The sequence below is a fragment of the Ktedonosporobacter rubrisoli genome, assembly GCF_004208415.1.
Taxonomy (GTDB): domain Bacteria; phylum Chloroflexota; class Ktedonobacteria; order Ktedonobacterales; family Ktedonobacteraceae; genus Ktedonosporobacter; species Ktedonosporobacter rubrisoli.
Genome location: NZ_CP035758.1, coordinates 8,039,668 through 8,061,079 on the forward strand (window position 1 = coordinate 8,039,668; position 21,412 = coordinate 8,061,079).

Annotated in this window: 16 protein-coding genes; 4 read left to right on the top strand and 12 right to left on the bottom strand. The window is 53.7% G+C overall.

Features of this window, described 5'->3' with window-relative positions:
• Positions 1-650: 650 nt before the first annotated feature.
• Positions 651-1,106 (top strand): hypothetical protein, encoded by a 456-nt coding sequence (locus EPA93_RS34870; RefSeq protein ID WP_129891938.1) that lies wholly within the window; start codon positions 651-653, stop codon positions 1,104-1,106.
• Positions 1,107-1,585: 479 nt separating this feature from the next.
• Here the strand turns inward: EPA93_RS34870 and EPA93_RS34875 are convergent, their stop codons facing one another.
• The 3 genes from EPA93_RS34875 to EPA93_RS34885 all read right to left on the bottom strand — a co-directional run bounded on the left by EPA93_RS34875 (position 1,586) and on the right by EPA93_RS34885 (position 4,204).
• Positions 1,586-2,635 carry an aminotransferase-like domain-containing protein gene (locus tag EPA93_RS34875; RefSeq protein WP_165423601.1) on the bottom strand — a complete coding sequence of 350 codons (1,050 nt, stop codon included), beginning with the start codon at positions 2,633-2,635 and terminating at the stop codon, positions 1,586-1,588.
• Between the two features lie 298 nt (positions 2,636-2,933).
• A complete protein-coding gene (locus EPA93_RS34880; RefSeq protein WP_129891940.1) occupies positions 2,934-3,752 on the bottom strand; it encodes an SDR family NAD(P)-dependent oxidoreductase in 819 nt (272 codons plus the stop codon).
• Positions 3,753-3,814: 62 nt separating this feature from the next.
• A complete protein-coding gene (locus EPA93_RS34885; protein ID WP_242527207.1) occupies positions 3,815-4,204 on the bottom strand; it encodes a MerR family transcriptional regulator in 390 nt (129 codons plus the stop codon).
• Between the two features lie 446 nt (positions 4,205-4,650).
• On the opposite strand from EPA93_RS34885, the gene EPA93_RS34890 reads away from it, so the two are divergent.
• Positions 4,651-5,646 carry a VOC family protein gene (locus EPA93_RS34890; RefSeq protein WP_129891941.1) on the top strand — a complete coding sequence of 332 codons (996 nt, stop codon included), beginning with the start codon at positions 4,651-4,653 and terminating at the stop codon, positions 5,644-5,646.
• 46 nt (positions 5,647-5,692) lie between these two features.
• Here the strand turns inward: EPA93_RS34890 and EPA93_RS34895 are convergent, their stop codons facing one another.
• Both EPA93_RS34895 and aroE read right to left on the bottom strand, forming a co-directional pair.
• Positions 5,693-6,631 (bottom strand): fumarylacetoacetate hydrolase family protein, encoded by a 939-nt coding sequence (locus EPA93_RS34895; RefSeq protein ID WP_129891942.1) that lies wholly within the window; start codon positions 6,629-6,631, stop codon positions 5,693-5,695.
• A gap of 96 nt (positions 6,632-6,727) precedes the next feature.
• A complete protein-coding gene (aroE, locus tag EPA93_RS34900; RefSeq protein ID WP_129891943.1) occupies positions 6,728-7,615 on the bottom strand; it encodes a shikimate dehydrogenase in 888 nt (295 codons plus the stop codon).
• Positions 7,616-7,924: 309 nt separating this feature from the next.
• Between aroE and EPA93_RS48710 the strand changes: the two genes are divergently transcribed.
• Together EPA93_RS48710 and EPA93_RS34905 are read left to right on the top strand one after the other, a co-directional pair.
• Positions 7,925-8,716, top strand: a complete 792-nt coding sequence (locus EPA93_RS48710; protein WP_165423602.1) for an NUDIX hydrolase — start codon at positions 7,925-7,927, stop codon at positions 8,714-8,716.
• A gap of 19 nt (positions 8,717-8,735) precedes the next feature.
• On the top strand, positions 8,736-9,521 hold the full coding sequence (locus EPA93_RS34905) for an MBL fold metallo-hydrolase (protein WP_165423603.1): 786 nt from the start codon (positions 8,736-8,738) through the stop codon (positions 9,519-9,521).
• Positions 9,522-9,565: 44 nt separating this feature from the next.
• On the opposite strand, the gene EPA93_RS34910 is transcribed toward EPA93_RS34905, so the two are convergent.
• From EPA93_RS34910 to EPA93_RS34940, 7 genes are all read right to left on the bottom strand, one after another.
• The gene (locus tag EPA93_RS34910; protein WP_165423604.1) at positions 9,566-11,281 is read right to left on the bottom strand and encodes an ABC1 kinase family protein; all 1,716 of its coding nucleotides are present in this window, start codon (positions 11,279-11,281) and stop codon (positions 9,566-9,568) included.
• A gap of 138 nt (positions 11,282-11,419) precedes the next feature.
• Positions 11,420-14,149 carry a peptidase domain-containing ABC transporter gene (locus tag EPA93_RS34915; protein ID WP_165423605.1) on the bottom strand — a complete coding sequence of 910 codons (2,730 nt, stop codon included), beginning with the start codon at positions 14,147-14,149 and terminating at the stop codon, positions 11,420-11,422.
• 13 nt (positions 14,150-14,162) lie between these two features.
• The gene (locus EPA93_RS34920; protein WP_129891947.1) at positions 14,163-14,735 is read right to left on the bottom strand and encodes a hypothetical protein; all 573 of its coding nucleotides are present in this window, start codon (positions 14,733-14,735) and stop codon (positions 14,163-14,165) included.
• Between the two features lie 215 nt (positions 14,736-14,950).
• Positions 14,951-15,232 carry a hypothetical protein gene (locus EPA93_RS34925; RefSeq protein ID WP_129891948.1) on the bottom strand — a complete coding sequence of 94 codons (282 nt, stop codon included), beginning with the start codon at positions 15,230-15,232 and terminating at the stop codon, positions 14,951-14,953.
• A gap of 726 nt (positions 15,233-15,958) precedes the next feature.
• A complete protein-coding gene (locus EPA93_RS34930) occupies positions 15,959-16,264 on the bottom strand; it encodes a hypothetical protein (RefSeq protein WP_129891949.1) in 306 nt (101 codons plus the stop codon).
• A 602-nt stretch (positions 16,265-16,866) separates the two neighbouring features.
• Entirely contained in the window at positions 16,867-19,551 is a 2,685-nt protein-coding gene (locus tag EPA93_RS34935) for a M1 family aminopeptidase (RefSeq protein WP_129891950.1), read from the bottom strand.
• A 360-nt stretch (positions 19,552-19,911) separates the two neighbouring features.
• A complete protein-coding gene (locus EPA93_RS34940; protein ID WP_129891951.1) occupies positions 19,912-21,123 on the bottom strand; it encodes an NAD(P)/FAD-dependent oxidoreductase in 1,212 nt (403 codons plus the stop codon).
• Positions 21,124-21,412 lie beyond the last annotated feature (289 nt).

Sequence of the window (21,412 nt, forward strand, 5' to 3'; positions counted from 1 at the left end):
ATGGCTCTTGGGCCATGGAGCTGCTGTCAGGATGTGCAGGGGTGGCGTCCATCCACTGTGTGCGTGTTGGGAGTGGGGAAACGAGGCAATGCCAGGGTCTGTTTGTTCCCAGGTGTGGTGTGGTGGTTATGTTGTAGCGTCGTCAGCATGTGAGGTTGGGGGATGAGTCGGGTGGAGCTGCCGAGGCTGTTTGTTGGCGGGAGCAAATCGTCCTGGGGGTTGGTGGTGCGGTGGTTAGTTTGTGGTGGCATTGCAACGTAGGAGGTTGTGTGGATTATTCGCCCTGAGTGGATGGTGTGGTGCTGGGAGTGTGTTCCACGCCGCGCGCTGAAGTTTGCCGGTAGTCGCTACCGGCACTTCAGTGTCGCGATGGGACAGTGCTTCTGTTCTACTGAAGGGTCATGTGGGTGAGTAGGGTGAGTAGGGTCAGCAGAGCGAGTAGACTACATAGAAGGATAAAGGATGACCGTCAAGTAAAGCAGCCTGTTGCAAAGCGTGAAGAGTGTAAGGACCCTGCCGCTAACTTTGAGCTTACAGGGTTACAGTCTATCAGACAGTGCAATGCGGGGGTAAGCAGGGCTCTCTGGCCCGCTTACATGCGACGCTGCATTTCAACAGGGAGAGTTGCGCAACGGCGCAGATCGATGATCATGAGAGGATTATGGCTGTCAAGCTTCAGCTATAGGACGCGTATTTATTTCTATGCCATCCTCACGGCTATTTTGCTGCTTGGGGGCATGGTTTTCGCCATAGCCGTATTGGGCTTGTGGGCACTCCTTGTATTTTTAGCTCTGATCTGGTTGGCGATGGCCGCCATTACCAGCCGGCTTTTATATCGCGAGATACGCCATGTAATTGGGGCGCTTTCAAAGCTGCCAGCTGAGCAACCTGTCAAGAAGGAGGGCGCCGCCGAAGACATCCCGGCCACGCCTTATTTCCCGGAGACGCCCATGCCCTCTACGCCGCTTATTCGGGTGTTAGAGACGATAGATCTCTCTTCATCCGATGTTGAGCACTTCCTCGCAGGCTCTGCTGAGGGGCAGGCCGAGTCGGCTTCGCGCGAGGAGCCGGTGAGCCAGGCTGATGTTTCTGTCGGCGAAGAATAAGGCACTCAATAAAAGTGGATGCCCTGTGGAATTGCTATGTTTTTCGCTGAGGATCTGAGAATGTTCCCGAATACCTCCCTTCCTTTCCTTGATTGGTTGGGGGCGTTCGGGATCTGCTTTCTACACGGTGCGCAGTATTCTTGAGCTATTAAGCTCTTACTTCTACGCGACTTTCTCCACCCCAACCACTGATATCAAATCAGTTTGAAGAGGGTGCATTCTCACAATGGCGCCGCCAGGTCACGCTACTCTATTTGGTAAGTACTCAAGCTGATTTGATATGATATCTGCAATGGGTAAACTAGTTAGAGGCATCCTGTGAGGAGCGCTTGTCCGAAGGCTTCTTGTAATACCTCTGGAGTAGGTGCTCCTACCTGCGCAAAATAGAACATACCACAAGGAAAACTGATCAGCGCTCGTCAGAACATAATATATGTCAGGAGGTTCTGTAGGAGAAGGAAGTTCTGCTCTCCTAGCATCTAAAGTGCTTCTTTGAGGAGGCGTATTCCTTGTTCTAAGCGCAATTGCTCAGCTTCGCCTCCTAGCGCAATACGGATATACTGGCTACCCTTGTGTTGTTCCACAGCAAACTCTTCTCCACTAACTATCGCGACATCGTGTTTGCGCAATGCTCGTTCAAGTTGAGGAGCTTGCAGCCCTTCTGGCAAGCGTAACCAGATATGATAGCTAGTACTATGCGACTGGAGAGAGAGATCTACAAGTATCTGCTTGGCAGCGATTTGGCGCACAGCGGCTTCCTGCCGTTTACGCCTGATCAGTTGATCAATGAGCCCTTCATGGATGAGCTTGCTAGCAACGCCAGAGAGAAGTGCTGAAGCTCCGCTACTGGTGAGCCGAATGGCAGTAGCAAGCGCTGGGGCAAGCTGTGGGGGAGCAAGAAGATACGCGATCTTCAACGCAGGGCTCACTGGTTTTGTTAGGCTCATAATGAATGCAGTTTGCTGTGGCACAAGATCATAGAAGCGAGCCGGAGCATCTTTCGCCAGAAAGCGATAGGCATCATCTTCAATAATAAAGAGACCATATCTTTGGGCAAGGTCTGCGATCTCCTGACGGCGTTGAAGTGGCATCAGTATACCTAATGGGTTGTGGATCGTTGGTTGAATATAGAGCGCCCGAGCGCTATGTTGTGCGCAGAGGGCCTTGAGGGCATCGGGAACAAGCCCGTATGCATCTGTTTCGCAAGGAAGTAGACCTATCTCGAAAAGATCGGCTATTGCTTTGAAGCCTGGATAGGTGTAGTCTTCTGTGACAATGGTTGCTCCGCGAAGTTCTGCTGCAAATGCAAGTGCAATAAGGGCATGGTGGGCACTCATACAGATGGAAATGCTCTCCTCTCCTGAGAGGCCGAGCCATTGCGCAGCAAGAACACGATCTTGTAGTGCTCCTGACCAGGATGGGAGCAGAAGACGCTGCTCCAGTTCGTTGGAGGGCATGCTGTGTATGCAATGTTCTATCAATGCTGCTTCCTCTCCAATGAGGGGATAATTTAAACGCAAATCAAACATAACAAGTGACATCCTTTTCTGGCGATTGTTGGGCAAAATCTGGCGCTTGTGGGCCAGGACTCAGTTCCTCTTTGACTGTGAAGTGATCGGTGCCAATGAGCCAAACGAGTTAACCACACATCTGCGATAAGTATTATAGTCGTAGGTATGTTGCATTCGACGGACCATTTGGAGATTTCCCCAGCTTCTCCTTACAATGCTGCTTAGAAACCTTGAACAATCTCAAGACCAAGGAAGAACTCTCTGCGAACCTCTTCCTATCATCCTCCTCTTTCCAAATGTGAAGGCCCCAATCTTTCTACTCACTGCTGGAGGCTCCGTAGGCTTCGATCGAGACTGGTAGCCACTTGTCCCAGGTTGCCAGGCGCTGCTTATACTCGGCGATGATCGGCTCCAGAGATTTGCCGAAGAAGATCCGCAGCGGAGGCTGATCGGCGTCGACGATCTGCAAGATGCCGGCGCGGCTGGCCCTGGGAGTGCCAAGCTCCCAGCCGTACTCAATGCTGTCACGCACAACCTGGTAGTCGGGATTTTCTTTGCTCTTACGCGATCCGACAGCCAGCCAGCCAGTTGAGTAAGGTCCGGGCTCAAGGCAGGTGATGTGGATGCCAAATGGCTTGACCTCCTGCGCCAGCGCTTGGGATAATCCTTCGACCGCCCATTTCGAGGCGTGGTAAGCGCCAATGTTGGGGAAAGCCCGGATGCCACCCTCGCTTGTAACCTGGATGATGCGGCCCGCCTGCTGTTTGCGCATGATCGGCTGCGCGGCTTGTGTGACCCACAGCGTACCAAAGAAGTTCGTCTCCATCTGTGCCCGCACATCATCCTCGCTCAGTTCCTCGACCATACCAAAGTGCCCATAGCCAGCATTGTTAATTACAACGTCCAACGAGCCAAAATGCTCGGCTGCCTGCTCTACGGCATTGAACGCTTGCGCTCGGTTGGTCACGTCAAGCTGGAGAGGGAGAACGTTAGCGCCGAACTTTTGAACTAGCTCGTCAAGGGTCTCGATCTTGCGGGCGGTCACAGCTACCTTGTCGCCACGCTCAAGGGCGGCTTCCGCCCACTCGCGCCCTAAGCCCCTTGAGGCGCCAGTAATAAACCATACTTTTGTCAAGATGCTTGCTCTCTTTCTTTATGGCTGCGTTATTTCGGTGTCGCTGAATGTCGTGCGGCTTGCTATGTATGCTCTATTTCGTTCTCAAGCTCACGATAATGGGAGATTTTGGCCTCGATGCTGGCTAAGGCCTGCTGCATTTTTTGCAGATCCTGCAATAAATTGAGCCGGTGAGCCTCTAGCAATTCGCGCCGCTCTTTTACTGTTGAAGCCCCTTGCCTGGTTATTTCAGCAAAATGCTGCATCTCAGCAATGGGCATAGCTGATTCGCGTAAACATTTGACGAAATCGATCCATTCAAGATCAACCTCGTCGTAGCGCCGATGTCCGTTGGGCAAGCGGCGAATCCTTGTGGAAGCCAGAAGACCTGAATGCTCATAGTAGCGCAGGGTGTGGATACTGAGTCCAGTTATCTCTGCAACTTGTTGGATAGATAGTTCTTTGTTCATCATGGCCTCTTTCTTTTCGCTTACAAGGCAAGCATACAATCTAGAGTGTACTCTGGGTCAAGCCCTGAGTATGACCTTCGGGTAATCTGATTGACCCTCCTGGTCGATAGAAGTATGATAAGAGTTAATGTGTATTTAAATTTGAATTTTAATTGTAAATAATCAGGGCCATACAATTGTACTTGTTCGCGTTCAGACATGGCGCTCCGCCATTCTGCCGACTTAAGCAAGATAGGGTTTAGTTGGGCCGGGCTGAGACTATACTTCAGTCCGGTGTTCGGTATGATCTCTTCATGCTCTATAGCGAAGAGGTTTGCCGGCAGAACTTCTTATGAAGATAGTACGGTGTGGTCAGGCAGGAGGGCGAGGGCCGGGACCGTGCCTTTGGCGGCCCAGGCGCGATCATCAAGGGGCTCTGGTAGGGTTTTACCCGAGGAGGCCATGGATGTTTGAAGGCAAGGAAGTATCAGGAGGCTGCAGTGAGCAATCAGCAGATACAGAAGGTTAAGGTCAAGCGCTTAGCCCATGTAGGCTTGTGGACGTCAGATATTTCAGCACAGGCACGTTTCTACTGTCAGGTATTAGGGCTTGGTTTGCGCTTGCCCCTCAATGAGGATACAGAGCAAGATGTCGATCTAGAAGGTTCTGATGCGTTCCTGGCTCTTGGCAATGAGCATCATAGCCTGGCCCTATATAATGATACACGTAGCACTACCGGCAATGGCCGGCGCCCCGTTCAACTCTCTCCGCTTCACCATATAGCTTTTGCCGTCGATACAGATGCCGAACTGGCTGCTCTCGCTGCTCGCCTCCAGATGTATGGTCTGCAACTCACTTTGAGTCCCCGCGATGGCGATGCGCAGGAAGGCGATACGCTCTGGTTTCAGGACCCTGATGATAACCATATCGAGATTCTTGTGGCGCCCGAAGGCTGGTCGGCGCGTCCAGCTTCCGGCGGACGAAGCGGCTCTGGGCCGCGCCCCCAGGCTTTGCAACATATCGCCCTGCGTACCAGGCGCCTGGAGGCCATGGTCGAGTTTTATACAGAGGCCCTGGGCTTTGATATCTCCGATTGGATGTTGCGCGAATGTGCCTGGTTGCGCTGCAACAGCAATCATCACGCGCTGGTTATTATGCAGGGACAGCCCGGTATTGAGCATATTGGCTATACTATCGCCAATGGCGAGGAACTGTTGCATTGGGCCGATCGTCTCTGTCAGCGCCGGGTGCCGATCCTGTGGGGACCTGGCCGGCATGGAGCTGGCAACGATTTATTCGTGCGCTTTACCGATGCCGATGAGCAGCATATTGAGCTATCGGCGGATTTGCAGCAATATTATGATCACGACGTGACTTCGCCTCCGCGCCTGTGGCATACGCGTTCGATGGCCCTCAACCTGTGGGGCGTAATGCCGAACTGGGTACGCGAGGAAGTGGAGGTCTAGGCAAGTTGTGGGAGGGATCACCTGAAGACCCTCCCAGCACCGCATATTATTGACCTACAATACTATTTCTGATCAGGCCAACTCCTTCAACTTCAGCCTCAACTATGTCGCCAGGCTTGAGAAACTCGGGCGGATTGCGCGAGAAGCCTACTCCGCTGGGTGTGCCGGTGGCGATGATATCACCTGCCTCCAGGGTCATGCCCGCCGAGAGGACGGCAATCGTCTGCGCGATAGAGAAGATCATCTGGCTGGTATTTGCTGATTGCTTGGTCTCGCCGTTCACATGCAAGCTCAGATTAAGCGCCTGGGGATCGGCAATCTCATCGGCGGTGACGATCCAGGGACCCATGGGACAGGAGCCGTCAAGGCTTTTCCCTTTGAAAAACTGCTTGTGTTTGGATTGTAGGTCGCGCGCGGTAATATCGTTGAGCACTGTATAGCCAAAGATGTGGGAGAGCGCATCCTCCTGGCGAATGTTTTTGCCGCTTTTGCCGATGATGACCGCTAGCTCGACCTCCCAGTCGATCTCACTAGAGACGGCGGGATCGATCTCGATCTGGCCATAGGGACTATTGATACTGGTCGGGGCTTTGGTGAAGAATACGGGGATCGAGGGCGCTTCTCCTTTATGCTCGCGTAGGCCAGCGGTCTCCTGCGCATGGGCGCGATAGTTGACGGCCAGGCACAAAACATTTTTGCGCGGTCGCGGAATGGGAGCGGCCAGCTGTACCTCGCTCAGGGCATGTGCGGCGCCGATATCGCTAAAGGTTCTGACCTGACTGAAGCGGCGGCCGGCTGTCTTAGCGAGGATGGCCTGCAAGACCTGTTGGCCATCTGCATAATTATCTATGAGCTCTAGCATCTGATCGGGAGCTGCGAGCTTAAGCGCCTGGCCGGCCAGGTCTACATCGACAACCTCGTCATCGCGTACAAGACCGAGATGGGGCCGGGGAAGCTCTGCTGTCGAGAAGCTAACAAGTTTCAATCATCTTTCTCCTTTACTTTACTTGCCAGAAATAAAAGGGCTTTTGCATCGTCGCGCTTCTCCTTATTTTATCACCTGAGGATGAAATCCCTGCCCTTACAAGGCCAGAGCCGCGCGCATGATCGCCAGTGGGGCGGCCATACCAGTCCAAAGCTCAAAGGAGAGCGCTCCCTGGTGCAGGAGCATTGAGAGACCGTTGGCGGCGCGTAAACCCATGGTACGAGCCTGGATCAACATATGAGTCTGCGTGGGGTTGTAGATCATATCGTAGACAAATGTATCTGTATTGAAGCGTCCCAGGACTTCGGCCGGCAAGGGGCTGGCATCTTCATGCATCCCCAGCGAGGTAGCGTTAATAATAATTGACGAGGCATGCGGGATTAAAAAGGTGGGATCGCTAAGGCTAAACACGGGCCCATCGTAGCTTTGTTGTACTTCGGCGGCCAGCAGTTGGGCGCGCTCAAGGTGCCGATTGAGAATGATCAGGCGCGTAACCCTCGCCTCAGTCAGGGCAAAAGCCGCGCCCCGCGCTGCTCCTCCCGCGCCGAGCAAGATGGCTGTGTAGCCCTCAAGGCTGACTTTGCCGTCATAGCTCAGCTGACCAATGCCATGTTCGGCCAGAGCGTGCAAGAGACCAGGAGCATCGGTATTATAGCCATATAAGTAGTCGTCGCGATGTACGATTGTATTAATTGCGCCGATGCGCTCGGCTAGCGGATCAACATGATCTACCAGGGGGAGCACGGCTTCCTTGTGGGGAATGGTTACATTGGCTCCCAGGCAATTTCCTTCGCAGAGCGAGCGCACGCGCTCGACAAGTTGAAGGGCTGGCGTGTGCCAGAGCTCATAGTGCGCCGGAATGCCTACTGCATCTAGCGCGGCCTGCTGAAAGCGCGGTGAGTACGAATGGATTACTGGATCTCCAATCAATCCCACTCGTAAATGTGGCGTGGATTGTGGTAGACGCTCATTGCTGGTAGACATCCGGACACCATCTTCTATTTTGCGACTATATCATCTTTTTGCGGGACCAAAACTGATTCCGCTCTGCCTTGAACGCTTATCATATTATAGCAAAAATGGCTGGGCTTTAAGTGTAATACAGAAATAGCATAACACACTACTGTACGGGATGAATGGGAATTAGCCATCAATGCGCATATGGTACTATAGAGTTATCTAACTCGTGCGATGTGCAAGTTTTGAGCAGCGGGAAGAGCCCTCGCGGGCAAAATTCGCACATGGGGTTTACTAACATTTAGCTGGTTCAATTAAGAACGGAGAAAAAATAGCATGGTAGTTCAGCCTCGCCTGGCTTCAACGGTGATGTTGTTGCGCGATAGTATGCAGGGATCTGAACAGAATATCGAGGTCTTTATGGTCCGGCGCGTGGTGCAAAGCGAATTTATGCCTGACCTCTATGTCTTTCCTGGCGGCTCGGTTGCCGCCGATGATCGCAGCGCAGAGCAAACCGAAGATATCTGTCTCTCTCCCTCCTCTGTGGACCCGGAGCAACTGACGGCTCTGGGTACGGGCATCAGAGCTGCTGCCCTGCGCGAACTGTTTGAGGAAGCAAATGTGCTACTTGCTTACCGCGATAGAAAGATGCTGGCCGTAGATCGAGAGGCCAGCGCGCGTTTTGCTGGCTATCGCCAGGCCTTTAATGAGCGACGAGGCTCATTGGTCGAGCTAGCATACGCCGAGAAGCTGACTCTGGCCACCGATCGCCTTGCCTACTTTGCCCATTGGATTACGCCGGAAGGCATGCCCAAGCGCTACGATACCTATTTCTTTCTGGCCGTGGCGCCCGAAGAGCAGGAGGCCATCTATGATCAGCTGGAGACTAGCGATGGCGTATGGATTCAGCCGGCGCAGGCCCTGCAGCGCTTTGAGCGTCGTGAATTCCCCGTGGCCTTTCCTACCTTCCATCAGTTGCGCGATCTGGCAGCTTTCCACAATACTCAGGAGGCCTTACGGGCCGCAGCACAGCGCGAAGTGCCGGTGCACGAGCCGTTGCTCTCGCGCCAGGCCGATAAGCTATTTGTCTATCTACCTGAAGAGCCAGAACGGCTGTGGCAAATATAAAAAGGCGGGAGAGACTGAGATGTCCGAGAGCTATACTGTCTTGCTAGCCCCCAATCCGTCAGTGATGACGGGTCCAGGAACCAATACAATTGTCTTGGGAGGTGGATCAGCGGGGGCTGTGGTGATTGATCCTGCCGATGAGAATGCCGAGCACCTGGCGGCGATCATCCGCGCCGGAGAGCAGCGGGGCGGCATTCGGCGTATTTTGCTGACGCATGGCCATCCCGACCATGTGGGTGGCGCCGCTGCGCTACGCCAGCGCCTTGGCGCGCCTCTCTATGCCTTCAGCCGAGCCAGCGTGCCTGCTGCCGATGAAGAGCTTGCCGATGGCGCAAGCCTGGCTCTGGGAGACGACAGGCTGCGCGCGATCTATACGCCAGGCCATAGCGCCGATCATCTGTGCTATCTGCTGGAAAATGAACAGCTACTCTTTGCCGGCGACCTCATCTCGGGAATTACTACGAACGTCATCGCTGATTTATTTAAGTACCTCAACTCTTTGCGCCGTCTGCAGAGCGAGCAGATTGCTGAGATCGTGCCGGGGCATGGACCGGTAATCGCCGATCCACAGGCTAAAATTGCCGAATATATTGCCCATCGCCTGCAGCGCGAGCGGCAAGTCTTGCAGGCCCTGGAGAGCCTTGGCCGCACGGCGACAGTTCCTGCACTGGTTGAGCATATCTATGTGGATGTCGAGCCGCGCCTGCATCCCGTCGCCGCGTATTCCGTCAAGGCTCATCTGGTAAAGCTGGAGCGCGAGGGACGCGTAAAGCTGCGGGGAGAGGATAGCTGGCAGTTGCTTTAATGCCGAGGGTCCAGAGGGAAAAGCCCTCTGGATGCTCTTGTATGCTAATGCTTGAATAGCATGGCAAGGACCGTGACGCCGGCCACGCCAAGACAGAACCAGCCGGGAATGACAAGGTGCGCCGTGCTGAGCAGAAAGACGCCGCCGGCCACGGCCACCGCAAACATAATTACCCAGGCCGTACTTCCGTGTCCGCCATTCCCGTTAGCAAGCTGGACATGGTTTTGTTGTCCCCGCCGGCGTCGCCGTGTGCGCTTGCCGCCTGGTAGATTTGCCAATCTGACTTCGAGCTGGCCCGTCTCGATTCTGCTGATCAGGCGATCTATAGAACGTGGCAACGACATCAAGACCCGACCAGTATCGAGGAGCTGTCCGCCAAGGTCCTGAATGGTTTGTCCAACTCCCGCCGCGTCAAGCCCCAGAAACTTGCGCGCGTAAGGCGTGGCAACCTCAATAAAGTTGAAATCGGGAGCCAGTCCGGTAGAGACGCCCACAAGCGTGCCGATCGCGCGGCCCGTAAAGGCAAACTGGGCGGGAATCTGGAATGGCTGCCCATAGAGAAGATTTTCGATATCCTGCGCAACTTCCGGAATATCGAGATCGCGCACCTCGCCCAGCGTCATGCCATAATATTGCTCCATCATCAATCCCATGCCGCGCTCAATGGCTGCCATGTTCGCATCTTCACCGATAAAGCCAAGGCGCGAAAGGCCAGTGACGATAGTGTGTGAGTCGCGCATCACAAAGCCAAGGAAGAGATCCTTCATCGAGCGTTTCATATTTTTGGTAAGCGTGCCGGTCATGCCAAAGTCAACAAAGGCGATAACCGGGCCATCCTCATGCGAATACTTTTTGATAAAAATATTGCCGGGATGAGGATCGGCATGGAAGAAGCCCTCTTCGAAGAATTGGCGGAAGTAGGCCTTCACAGTACGCTTGGCAACCTCAAGACGGTTGATGCCTTGCGCATCGATGGTGGCATAGTCATTGATCTTGATGCCGTCAATCCACTCAAGAACCAGCACGCGCCGCGTCACATATTCTTCGTGGATGGTTGGAATATAGATAGTAGGATCGTCCTGGAACATTTCTTTGAAGCGTTTGGCATTGCTAGCCTCTCGCACGAAGTCAATCTCTTCATAGGTCGTGCGCCTGAACTCGTTATATACGCCCATCAGATCAATAAAGTCGCTTGTATCGACAAGACGATTGATGACCCAGATGACAAACTTGAGCGTGCTTAGATCCATGATTACAAGACTATCGATGTTGGGGCGTTGGACCTTCACGGCAACGGTTTCTCCGGTCGAGGCCAGGACAGCTTTATGCACCTGTCCAAGAGAGGCTGCGGCTGTGCACTTGCGTTCCAGCGAGCTAAAGATTTCCTCAACGGGCCGCCCAAATTCGCTTTCAATGACTGAGACAACGTGCTCAAAGGGCTCGGGTGGCACTTCATCCTGGAGCGTACTGAGCACCGTCAGCGCCCGCTCAGGCAAGAGGTCGGCGCGCGAGCTGAGAAACTGACCTAATTTGATCATCAAGACGCCAAGCTTGATAGCCGTGTGACGGAATGCAGTTAGCACTTCGATCAGGACCTCAACATTTGGCTGAACCTGGTAGTTGCCACGCTCACGCGCGCGGACAACGCGTTGACGCTCGCGATAAATAACCCAGATCGTCCACAGAAGCAATCGGGAGACGCGAAAAAAGCGCACAAATTGCGAGAATCTATTGATACGCGGTGGTGATATTGAACGCATAAAAACACGGACCTTTCTCCAACAGATATATCGTAATAAATACGTTGGAGGCATGTGTAGAGTTTGAGGAAAACTGGCCAGGGAGAAAAATCATGAATAGAAGAGATGAAAGGCTTCTCAGTGGCGAGACGAGGCAGCTCAGGCCGCCTCAATCTCGCCATTCTCAAGTTGAGTTTGAATCAGTTGGGCGTAGAAGCCGTTGTGTCGCAAGAGTTGCTCATGTTTGCCCTGCTCTACGATGCAACCTTGATCAAGGAAAAGGATAAGATCGGCGTTGCGGATCGTGCTGAGCCTGTGCGCAATGAGGACCTGGGTACAGGAGAGCTTGTCAAGATTTTGCTCTACGACGTGCTCTGTGCTGACATCGAGGGCGCTGGTAGCTTCGTCAAGTAAAAGGAGGGTCGGCTGATTGGCCAGCGCGCGAGCCAGAGCCAGGCGCTGACGCTGGCCTCCCGAGAACACGCTACCACCTTCCGAGACAAGCATCTCATAGCCCATTGGCATGCGTTCGATATCTTCGTGAATGGCTGCGGCTTTTGCCGCGCTTATTACCTGTTCCATGCTCATATCTGGATTATTGAATGCAATGTTGTCGCGTACCGAGCCGCTAAAGAGGAAAGTATCCTGTAAGACGACGCCGAATTGCTTACGCACCTCGCCATAATTCAGCTGATCCAGAGGAATGCCATCATAGAGAATGCTGCCGCCTGTGGGCGTAATCAGGCCTACCAGCAGCTTGCCTAAGGTGCTTTTGCCGGAGCCGGTTTTGCCCACCAGGGCCACTTTTTGCCCTGGCTTGATATTGACGTTAATGTCTTTGAGGACTGCTTCCCCGTTGGCATCGTACTTGAACTGCACGTGCCTTAGCTCAATGTGCCCGCTGAGCCTGGGGGGAAGCGCGACCTGCTGCGGATTTTGCTCGGGCTCGGCCTCGATCACATCGGCGATGCGCTCAAAATGCGCGCGGGCAATCTGCAGGCTTTGGCCGCTTGCCGCCAATGAGCCAAGCGGAGTGAGAAACGAAGCGGCCAGCGTGCTCAGGGCCAGCATCGCGCCTACGGGCATCGTGCCTTGGATTACCAGCATCGCGCCAATCCAGAGCAGGATCAGCGAGGACATCGTTTGCACAAGCTGCAGGCAGATGCCGACTACCGAGACCAGATAACTGCGCCGAACCGCAATATTCATTTCGTCAAAGAAGAGGTTCTTCCAGTGGTGCAAGGCGCGCTGTTCGGCTCCAGCAGCCTTGAGGGTTGCGATGCCGGCCAGCACTTCGTTGAGATAGCCCTGAGACTTGCCCTGTGCTACAAGATCGCGCTGCGTCAGCCTGCGAATCAGTGGGGCTGTGCATAAGAGCAATATAACCTGCAAAGTGCCTATGGCTACGGTTACGCCGGCTATCAGGCGCGATTGAGAGATCAGCACGGCCAGGTAGACAAGGATTGTGGTGCCATCTAAGAGCGTGGAGATGAGCTGGCCGGTGAGCAGATCGCGGATGGCTGTATTGCTATTGACGCGTGAAAGCAGATCGCCATTCAGGCGCAGCTGAAAGAAACGATAGGGCAGGCTGAGCATATGCTCGATAAAGTTGAGCATCATCCTTGCATCGATGCGCGTCTGTAGATGGGTGAGCAGGAAAGCGCGCAAGAGGCTGGTAATACCCTGCGTGAGAACCAGAAAGAGCATGCCCAGGCTCAGAAGGGTCAATAAGTTGAAGGCCTGCAGCGGAATGATCCGATCTACCACTACCTCGGTCAGCAAGGGGAGGCCGATACCTAGAATCTGCAGCAGGAGCGAGGTTCCGATGATCTGGGCGATGACGCCGCGCATGGTCAAGAGAGAGCGCATATAGCTCCAGAGCGAGAAGGTTCTTTGTAATTTGCGGCGCTCAAACTGTTCTCCGGGCTCCAGGGCAATGACCACGCCGGTAAAGCCTGCCTCGAACTCGGCGGCAGTCAGTCTGCGCTGTCCCGCGGCCGGATCGACGATATCAACTTTTTTAGGTGACCAGCGCTCAAGTACGACAAAGTGGTTGAACTCCCAATGGATTATGGCCGGGAGGGCAATGCGCCGGAAGTTGTTGCGTTTTAGCGAGAGTGCCCGTACCTGCATGCCGTAGTGTTGCGCGCCCTTTACTATGGTAAGGGCGGTAAGCCCGTCACGCCCGACACCACAATATTCCTGAACCTCTGAAATGCTGGTTTCGCGCCCATAATAGCTCAAAACCATGGCCAGGCAAGCGGCTCCGCATTCGACTGCGCTCATCTGGCTCATTTCGGGAACGCGGCGCAATTTCCGGCCCAAAGTCGTGAAAATATTGGCTTGCTTGCGCGTAGCGCTTGAGCTGGCCTGCCCGGCTGTTTGTGAGGATTGCTGAGATCCTGCGGCGGCGTTTGTCGCGGCTTCAATATCCTGCAGGCGCGTCGGAGCCGTGGTCTGCATATCCAGGCTCGGCTCTGGTGTGCTGGGAAGGCCGGGCAACGCTGGGGTCTGTGGAGCAAAGGGTGCAGGCCTGACAGCCGGAATGGGCCGGCTAGGCAGTGAAAGCGGCTGTGGCCCCGAGATCAGCGGGCCAATGGCCGGCATGTGGCGACTGGGCAGTGAAAAGAAAGGTGGCGCTAAGAGCGCTGAGTTGATTGATGGCATGGGATGGCCAGGCAAAGAGGGAGTCTGTGGAGCAAAGGGTGCAGGCCTGACAGCCGGAATGGGCCGGCTAGGCAGTGAAAGAAGCTGCGGCCCTGAGAGCGTTTGTTCTTCTTCCTGCGGTGGCTGGCTCGGCAAGGAGATGCGAGGCGGGACTGCCTTGTTTCTCTTGCTTGTCTGATTTATATTCTGGCTGGTAGAAGCTGGGTCCTGTCTCTGTTCCATAATTAGCTCAACTCTAATGTATCTGGAGAATCTGTTTGGCATCAGGCAATAAAGAGAGCACGTTCTGGGTGCCGAGGCGAATCTGGGCCGAGCATATACTGCCGACATAGGCACTGGCCCCAGGTGCGTTGCTGAGAGAAATAAGGGCCATGGCGGAAGGTCCACTGATCGCCTGTGCGAGCTCTCCTGGCGATTTGAAATACTTGCCGACCTGGGCCGGATTTATCAGATTTGAGTCCACACGCTCAACCTTGCCTGTCAACTGGGTGGAACCGATGCTGATACTGGCCGCCTGTCCGGAGCGCAAATCTTTCCAGCGTTCCGGTGCGAAAAAAAGTGCTGCCGCCGGAGTCTTCTGGCCCTGTCCCGGACCTGTAGCCTCGACGATAACGCCGCGCCCGCTGATATTCACAGGCACCTGAATAAACCAGCCAAGTATTCCCACGCTAAGCGTGAGCAGCAGAGCTAACCAGAAAAACACAAAAGCAGACGGCGAGATTACACGTAATCTTACTTCCTGCTTTTGCCTCTGGGTATACTGTTGTACAGCCTGCTCACGAAAGATTGGAGACTCGGGGGAGACCATCAACCCTCCTTCTACTCAAACTACTCAAGAATGCCTCTAGAATATCTTGCTCTAGCGCTTGCCCTGCAAACTGATGAGATTAATGTCGTGAATAACGCCAGAGGAGGCAGCGTATGCCTCCCCGGCTCAGTCTGGCCTTCCCTGGCCAGAGAGATCCTTGACATCGCTGTAATATACACAGCTTGACTGGAGAATATGTCTACACGGCATGGAACTTAGAAGGAGAAATCTCCATCGTCGAGGTTCCCACCGCCGAGATTTATACCATTTCCACCGAGGTTAATGCCTTTATTACCTCTACCTTTTTTGACACTACCAATCAAGCCCGTGACGTCGGAAAGCAGCGAGTTGGTATTGTCGCGATCGCCGATCAAACCATCAGTTAAGTCAGAGATATTGTCAATGTTAATCCCTTTGCCACCGGCGACATGGGTAAGCTGGATAGATGTCAGTTCTACTGCGTCCTCTTCGTGTGCGGAAGTCTTCTTGTTAAACATAGAGTAGATGGAACTCCTTCCGTAATGTTTACTGGTGATTATCCTCATAATAATCACACTACTTTGCACTCAGCAGATCAAAAATCCGACCTGTCCTCGTCAAGTGGATAATCTGACATAGCTCAGGTAGAAAGAACTACATCAGCGGTATCTTACCAGCGATGCTGTTTCAAAAATGGCTGGTTTGTACGCTTGCCATCCTTGAAACTACGGGAAGTATACACCATCAAAAAGTTGCTCTCGCTTATTTCAAGATGGACATAGGCATATGGTAATGTATTTGTGAAGACTCTGCAGTAAATTTAAATGTTAGCAAGGAGCGTGATCTGTAATTGTTAAATGATAGTCTATAGTGTGAAAACTCAACAGTTCAAGGCGGGGAAACGCAAGAGATCTAAGCGGGCCAGAGCCCAAAACTGTAGCATGTGTCAGCGCTTATATTATCTGGGGCTGTGGTGCATGAGAGTGAAGAAATGGGCTGCAGTGCTCTGAGGCAAGATCGTTTGTGTGCGTGACGCAGGTCTGGGATAGCATCACTATTTGCACTTCATGGAGGCTTGGTAGCGTGCTGGCTCTTCATACAAGGTCGGATCGGGAAAACGAAATCAAGGGAGGCATACGCTGCCTCCCCCGCTCAGCCTGGCTCTCTGGCCGCGAGAGTGCTCCTGCATTCACTCTCGCACCCATGTAAATAGCATGACTGAAGATGATAGTACCGCTGACTACTTAGAGAGAGAGGTCTGCGCCAAGAGTGTTTCCGCCGATGTTGGCATTAACACCAGCACTAACCTTTGGCAGGCTGCCAAGCAGACCTGAAGCAGTATTGCCGACGCCGGAAAGTAACCCGTTGCCGGTCCCGGTAACGCCTGAGAGCAGGCCGTTGCCGCCGTTGTCTCCGCCAGTAAGCCCAGAAACAGAATCGGTTAGTCCCTGTACTGCATTCTTTCCCTTACCGCCGGCGACATTAGTAAGCTGTGCGGCCGTCAGTTCTACTGCGTCTTCTTCGTGTGCGGAAATCTTCTTGGTGAACATAGAGTTAATGAACCCCTTCCATAAATTTGTATTTATGATCATCATTATGGTGACCATGCTGATTTGTTTGGCCACAAATCAGTTTTCTGATCTGCCTTCATCGCGTGGATAAACTGGCATAGCTAGACAGAAAAGACTATAACCAGCGCTGCCTTACCAGCGATGCTGTTTCGAAGAATAAACTTTATGCGCGCGCTTCTATTCTTGAAACTATTGGGAAGTATACACCATTTGAAAGCCACTCTCGCTTATTTCAAGACAGGAATAGCCATATGGTAATGTATTTATGTAAAACTCTGCAGTAGCTTTACATAACATAAGGATGCGTGATTGTGGAATGGTAGAGCCTGTTATATAGAAACTCAACTATTTAAGAGGGAAGAAGGGCTAGAAATAAGTTTGGCCATCCATGGCGGCGCAGGAAGAGAAAGTTGCGGGCCAGGGTCGGGAGAAAACGCCTCTCTGGTGTCCTGGATAGTTTTCAGGAGATGGGATGAGGATTACAAAGATGGTTGCCGAAGCCACTTTGCTCCACCGGCAAAGGTGTACTGGCAACCATCTGCTAAAAATCTGTTCCAGCCTGGCGGTATCTGGATACCGACTTATTGTAAGCGCGCCTGCAGAGCGCCAAACTGTTCGCGTAACTTACGATTCTCCTCGCGCAGATCATCGAGGTCTTTGCGCAACTGCTTGAGCTGCTCATTTTCCCCGGCACCGGTGCGTAGAGCTTGCGCGGCTCTGCGTATTATACGCTTGACACCATCATCAAGCTCTTGGGGTGCCAGCCGGTCCAGCAGATCGATCACGCGCTTCTCTCCCAGCGCCTGCAAGCCCCGCGCCGCCGTTGAGCGGGCCGGACCCCAGCTATCGTGCTCGACGGCATAGGCTAGCTCGCTGACAGCTCGCTGACGAGCCTCCTCACTATAGAGGTGGCGCTGTTTGCCAATTTCCCACAGGCCTACCAGCGCGGCACGGCGTAGCGTTGGGTGGCTCTGGGGATTGTGCAGCGTGGCGGCCATTGTCTCCACGACCCGATTCTCACCGCTGGCAGCCAGACCCACAAAGATACCGCGCTGAACCGTGTTCATCCAGGAAGGACGCTCAAGCACTTTGATCAGTTGATCGACGCTACCCGGAGTGCGCGTTTTGCCCAGCGCCTCAGCCGCTCCTGCCTCGACCTGGTAACTGATATCGCCTTTCTCCAACAGAGCACTAAGAGCCTGGGCTGAACGCTGGGCCTGTTCCGTCTGCTGGGGAGCTTGATAATTGCCCAATGCCCGCACAATCGCGGCGCGTACCCGTGAGTGCTGTTTGGGGTCCAGTTCCGCAAGCGCCTTTAACAGAACCTCCTGAGTCTGCGCTGTGCCCTTTGTTCCCAGTGCCTCGGCTACGCTCACCTGTACACCCCAGAAGGAATCGCTTGTCAGGGCCTTGCTCAGCGCCTCTAGAGCCTCTGGCTCGCCCTTCTCGCTAAGTCCTTGAGCAGCCTCGATACGTCCCAGCACATCAGGATCGTTGGCGAGCTGATAGCTAAGCATCTGCGTGCTGCGCTCGAATTTTAGGGTTTTGAGCAGCCAGCCATTGGGATCGAAGCGAATCATCAGCGGCTCGCGCTCAAGGGGGACATAGCAAGCCTGCTCAGTCTGGCCGTCTGCACCTACCTGAATGCGCAGGGAAACCGTACGCGTCTCCTGGGCGTTGTCAGCGGTGGGGATAGTGAAAGCCAGCTCGACAGGAGTAATAAAGCAGGGCGTAAGATCATCCACCTTTTGCGTCTGCTTGATCGTGAGCTTAGCAAGCTTCTGCGCGCTCTCCCAGCTATACTCTACCTCGAACTCTGGATAGCCGCCGCGATAGATCCACTGCTGAAAGAAGCCTTCAAGACTGCGCCCTGTCACCTCTTCAAGCGTGCGCTGTAGATCTGGCGTGATCACCTCTTTGGTCCGGTAGCGCTCAAGATACGCCTTGAGGCCACGGCGGAAGGATGGCTCACCCAACTGATGGCGCAGCATATGTAGAACCCAGGCGCCCTTGTTATAGAGATGGCCGTCGAAGAGCTCAAAGCCCTGATCGTGATAGACATAATAGACGACCGGACGCCGATACTCAGCATCCTCGGCCAGGTAACCGCGTTTAACGTTGAGCATCGAATACTTAAAGTAATCGGTACCCAGATCGTGTTCGCCCCACATCTCCTCAAAGTAGGTGGCAAAACCTTCATTGAGCCAGCCATTGGACCAGTCGCGGCAGGTCAGCAGATCGCCAAACCACTGATGCGCCAGCTCGTGAGCCACCACCGGCACCAGATCGATATCAAGGGCAGCTCTGCTATCCGGGACCAGGGCAAAGCTATGTGTGGTAGCCGTGGTGTGTTCCATGGCGCCTGTATAGATCTCAACGACTGTCTGATCGTAGGTTTCGTAAGGATACTCGACGCCGGTAAACTCTGAGTAGAACTGCATCATCTGTGGCGTCTTGCCCATGTAGAGCGGCGCATCATCCTTGCGATCCTTGCGGATATAATAGCGCACAGGCTTGCCGTGATAGCTGTCCTCGATAACCGCAAAATCGCCAACTACCAGCGAGATCAGATACGCGGCATGCGGAACATCATGGCGCCAATGATGAGTTTTGGTCGCGCCGTGATCTGTGACCTCCAGCAAAGTGCCGTTAGAAACTGTCAAAAACTGAGCCGGCACGGTGGCCAGGATCTCGGTTGTGGCGCGATCGTTGGGGGCATCATGACAGGGACACCAGTATTGGCAGTAGCTGGGCTGGCCAAAGGTCCAGGCATGCACCGGGCGAGTCGGATCTTCCGGGGCTGGCTTGACAAAATGCAGTCCGGTGCGCGGCCTGGCGTGGTAAGTTACCGCCAGCGTAAATATTTCTCCATGTCGATAGGGGCGGTCAAGGTTTACAATCAATTGCTTAGCGCTAGTCTTGTAGGCAAGTGCGTTGCCGGCAAGTTCGACACGCGTTACCTGCAATTCCGCCGCATTGAAAGTAATAGACGTAATCTCGTCATAGAGCACAGCAAACGTCGTGTAGGCTGTGCCGCTAATGGTTTCCTGCTCAAAATCGAGCGTAATATCCAGTTTCACGTGCTGTACGTCAGCCGGCCTATCCGGTGCGTAGTGAACTGTGTCGCCAGGTAGCTCAAACGAGCGTGCCCTGGGCAAAGCGGTCTCGTGGGGCTCTTGCATGAAGAGCAGGCTATAGCCATCTCCAAGCTGGAGCGCACGATTACAATAGGCCAAAGTTCCATCTCCTCTAGTTCGGTTACCCATGATGGGACGTTTCTTATCTCATTGCATTCTTGAACGGTGGAGCTTTCGACGAGCTGTTATGCTTCCTAATAAAGTATATACGTCTGCTTTAACTGGGCAATCACCGCCTCTCTTATCTAGTCGCGCTTTGTAACCGGTTTCTTACCATAAAACCTCTGGAAAAGCGCTGGCCTTCGCTAGATTCAAAGCACTATCTCGACTCCTTCAGCTAAATTCAACCTTCCTACTATTATGATAAGCATTTTTCGGAAATAATTACAGGCCTTTTAAGGATAGAAGCAAAGTTAACTTGCGAAGATGAACAGATATGAAGGAACTGATCACATAGGGTATGGGAGAGATCAGCCCCTTGAGATGCTACTATTTCTGGCTTATGGAGGCTCCGGCCCGCTGGCCCAGCACAATGCCTGGAAGAACGCCAAGCGCTCCCAGCCCCTCGATTGAGATCCCCGGTGCTGTAGTGCCTGGCGTGTCCAGCGCTGGAATGAGATTGGGGGCTACCTGCAAATCTACGGCCCAGGTAAAGGCTGGCTCCTGCTCTACTAGCTCTGGTAACCACTGCCGGGCGCCGGCGGCTAGATGCCGATAATAGCGCTGATCGTGCTTGGTTATGCCTGCTTTGCCATAGCGTCCTCCGCTGACAACCAGGCGTCCATCGCCGGCCCGATAATCGGCATAGAGGTAGGGAGCTGCGTCCCAGAAGAGCGGAAAGCTGGCGGGTAGATCTATGACGAAGGCGAGGGCATAGATGCGGGCATTGGCCTGCACTACAGGACCCGTGGCCTTGATAAGACCACGAGCTCTAAGCACACTCCCATCGGCGAGGGTAAGTTTCCAGTGGGAGCCGTGCGCGGCATTTGTGCATTCTTGATACGTTGCTACTTCGCTCTGGCCAACAAGCTGGATGCCACAAGCTCGTGCCTTCCTGGCTAGATGGGCCAGCAAGCTGAGAGGATGCACACGTCCCTCATCGGGCAGCCAGAGGGCTTTAACCACAGTTTGCACATTCAGGCGTCCATGCGTGGCTTCCTTGACCTGTTCAGGCGTCAAGAGTTCAGCGCGCAAGCCTAGAGCCTGGCGCGCCTTAACCTCACGCGCCAATTGTCGTGCTGCGTGCGCGCTCTGCGCCAGAGAGAATGCTCCCGTAAGCTGCGCTGAGAGCAGGCTATTCGGCTGCTCCGCTTCTTTGAGCAGCGAGCGCAAAGCCTGCGTAGTTTCAGGCCAGAAGGCAGCTTGAGGGCTTTCGGCGGGGAAATCGGTAATGCCCATATTGATGCCAGCACTTAAAATACCCGCATTCCGTCCACTTGCTCCGTAGCCCAGCAGCGCGGCCTTCTCAAGGACAAGCACCTCGGCGCCCGCGGCCCGTGCGCTCAAGGCTGCACTCAAGCCAGCGACGCCAGCGCCGACTACGACTACATCAACCGTTGTTGTGGGCAAGGAAGAAGGGGATAAAGCCAGCTCGCCAAGTATGGCAAGGTCAAGCCCGTTCCACCACGGTATATGAAGTGGTTGAGCGGGGATGCTCCTGCGAAGAGAAGATGAAGCGGGATGTTGTATATCACTTTGCATAAAACTCCTTGTGAATGCCTACATAGAAATGATAGATAATGCATAGTTCTCTGTCAAGTTGGTATTGGCTTGGCTCCCGAAGCCCCTGGTTAAGTAAAAAATTAAAAACACTGCCCTTGCTTCTCATAAGTCATGATGCAGGGTGATTGAGCACGTTTTTCCCTGGCGATCTTTCCTCCTGGTAGCCTGGAATTCCCCCTCAAGCCATGAGAATATATGAATTTATTGACGAAAAGCGGTGGATAACTATGTGGATAACTATGTGAATAACTGTGGATAACTTTCCTAA

Bases quoted from the DNA above. Each gene is read 5' to 3' on its own strand.
- EPA93_RS34870 (WP_129891938.1), top strand. From the start codon at position 651: ATGAGAGGATTATGGCTGTCAAGCTTCAGCTATAGGACGCGTATTTAT.
- EPA93_RS34875 (WP_165423601.1), bottom strand. From the start codon at position 2,635: ATGTTTGATTTGCGTTTAAATTATCCCCTCATTGGAGAGGAAGCAGCA.
- EPA93_RS34925 (WP_129891948.1), bottom strand. From the start codon at position 15,232: ATGTTTAACAAGAAGACTTCCGCACACGAAGAGGACGCAGTAGAACTG.
- EPA93_RS34940 (WP_129891951.1), bottom strand. From the start codon at position 21,123: ATGCAAAGTGATATACAACATCCCGCTTCATCTTCTCTTCGCAGGAGC.
- EPA93_RS34905 (WP_165423603.1), top strand. From the start codon at position 8,736: ATGTCCGAGAGCTATACTGTCTTGCTAGCCCCCAATCCGTCAGTGATG.
- EPA93_RS48710 (WP_165423602.1), top strand. From the start codon at position 7,925: ATGGTAGTTCAGCCTCGCCTGGCTTCAACGGTGATGTTGTTGCGCGAT.
- aroE (WP_129891943.1), bottom strand. From the start codon at position 7,615: ATGTCTACCAGCAATGAGCGTCTACCACAATCCACGCCACATTTACGA.
- EPA93_RS34930 (WP_129891949.1), bottom strand. From the start codon at position 16,264: ATGTTCACCAAGAAGATTTCCGCACACGAAGAAGACGCAGTAGAACTG.
- EPA93_RS34910 (WP_165423604.1), bottom strand. From the start codon at position 11,281: ATGCGTTCAATATCACCACCGCGTATCAATAGATTCTCGCAATTTGTG.
- EPA93_RS34915 (WP_165423605.1), bottom strand. From the start codon at position 14,149: ATGGAACAGAGACAGGACCCAGCTTCTACCAGCCAGAATATAAATCAG.
- EPA93_RS34935 (WP_129891950.1), bottom strand. From the start codon at position 19,551: ATGGGTAACCGAACTAGAGGAGATGGAACTTTGGCCTATTGTAATCGT.
- EPA93_RS34885 (WP_242527207.1), bottom strand. From the start codon at position 4,204: ATGATGAACAAAGAACTATCTATCCAACAAGTTGCAGAGATAACTGGA.
- EPA93_RS34920 (WP_129891947.1), bottom strand. From the start codon at position 14,735: ATGGTCTCCCCCGAGTCTCCAATCTTTCGTGAGCAGGCTGTACAACAG.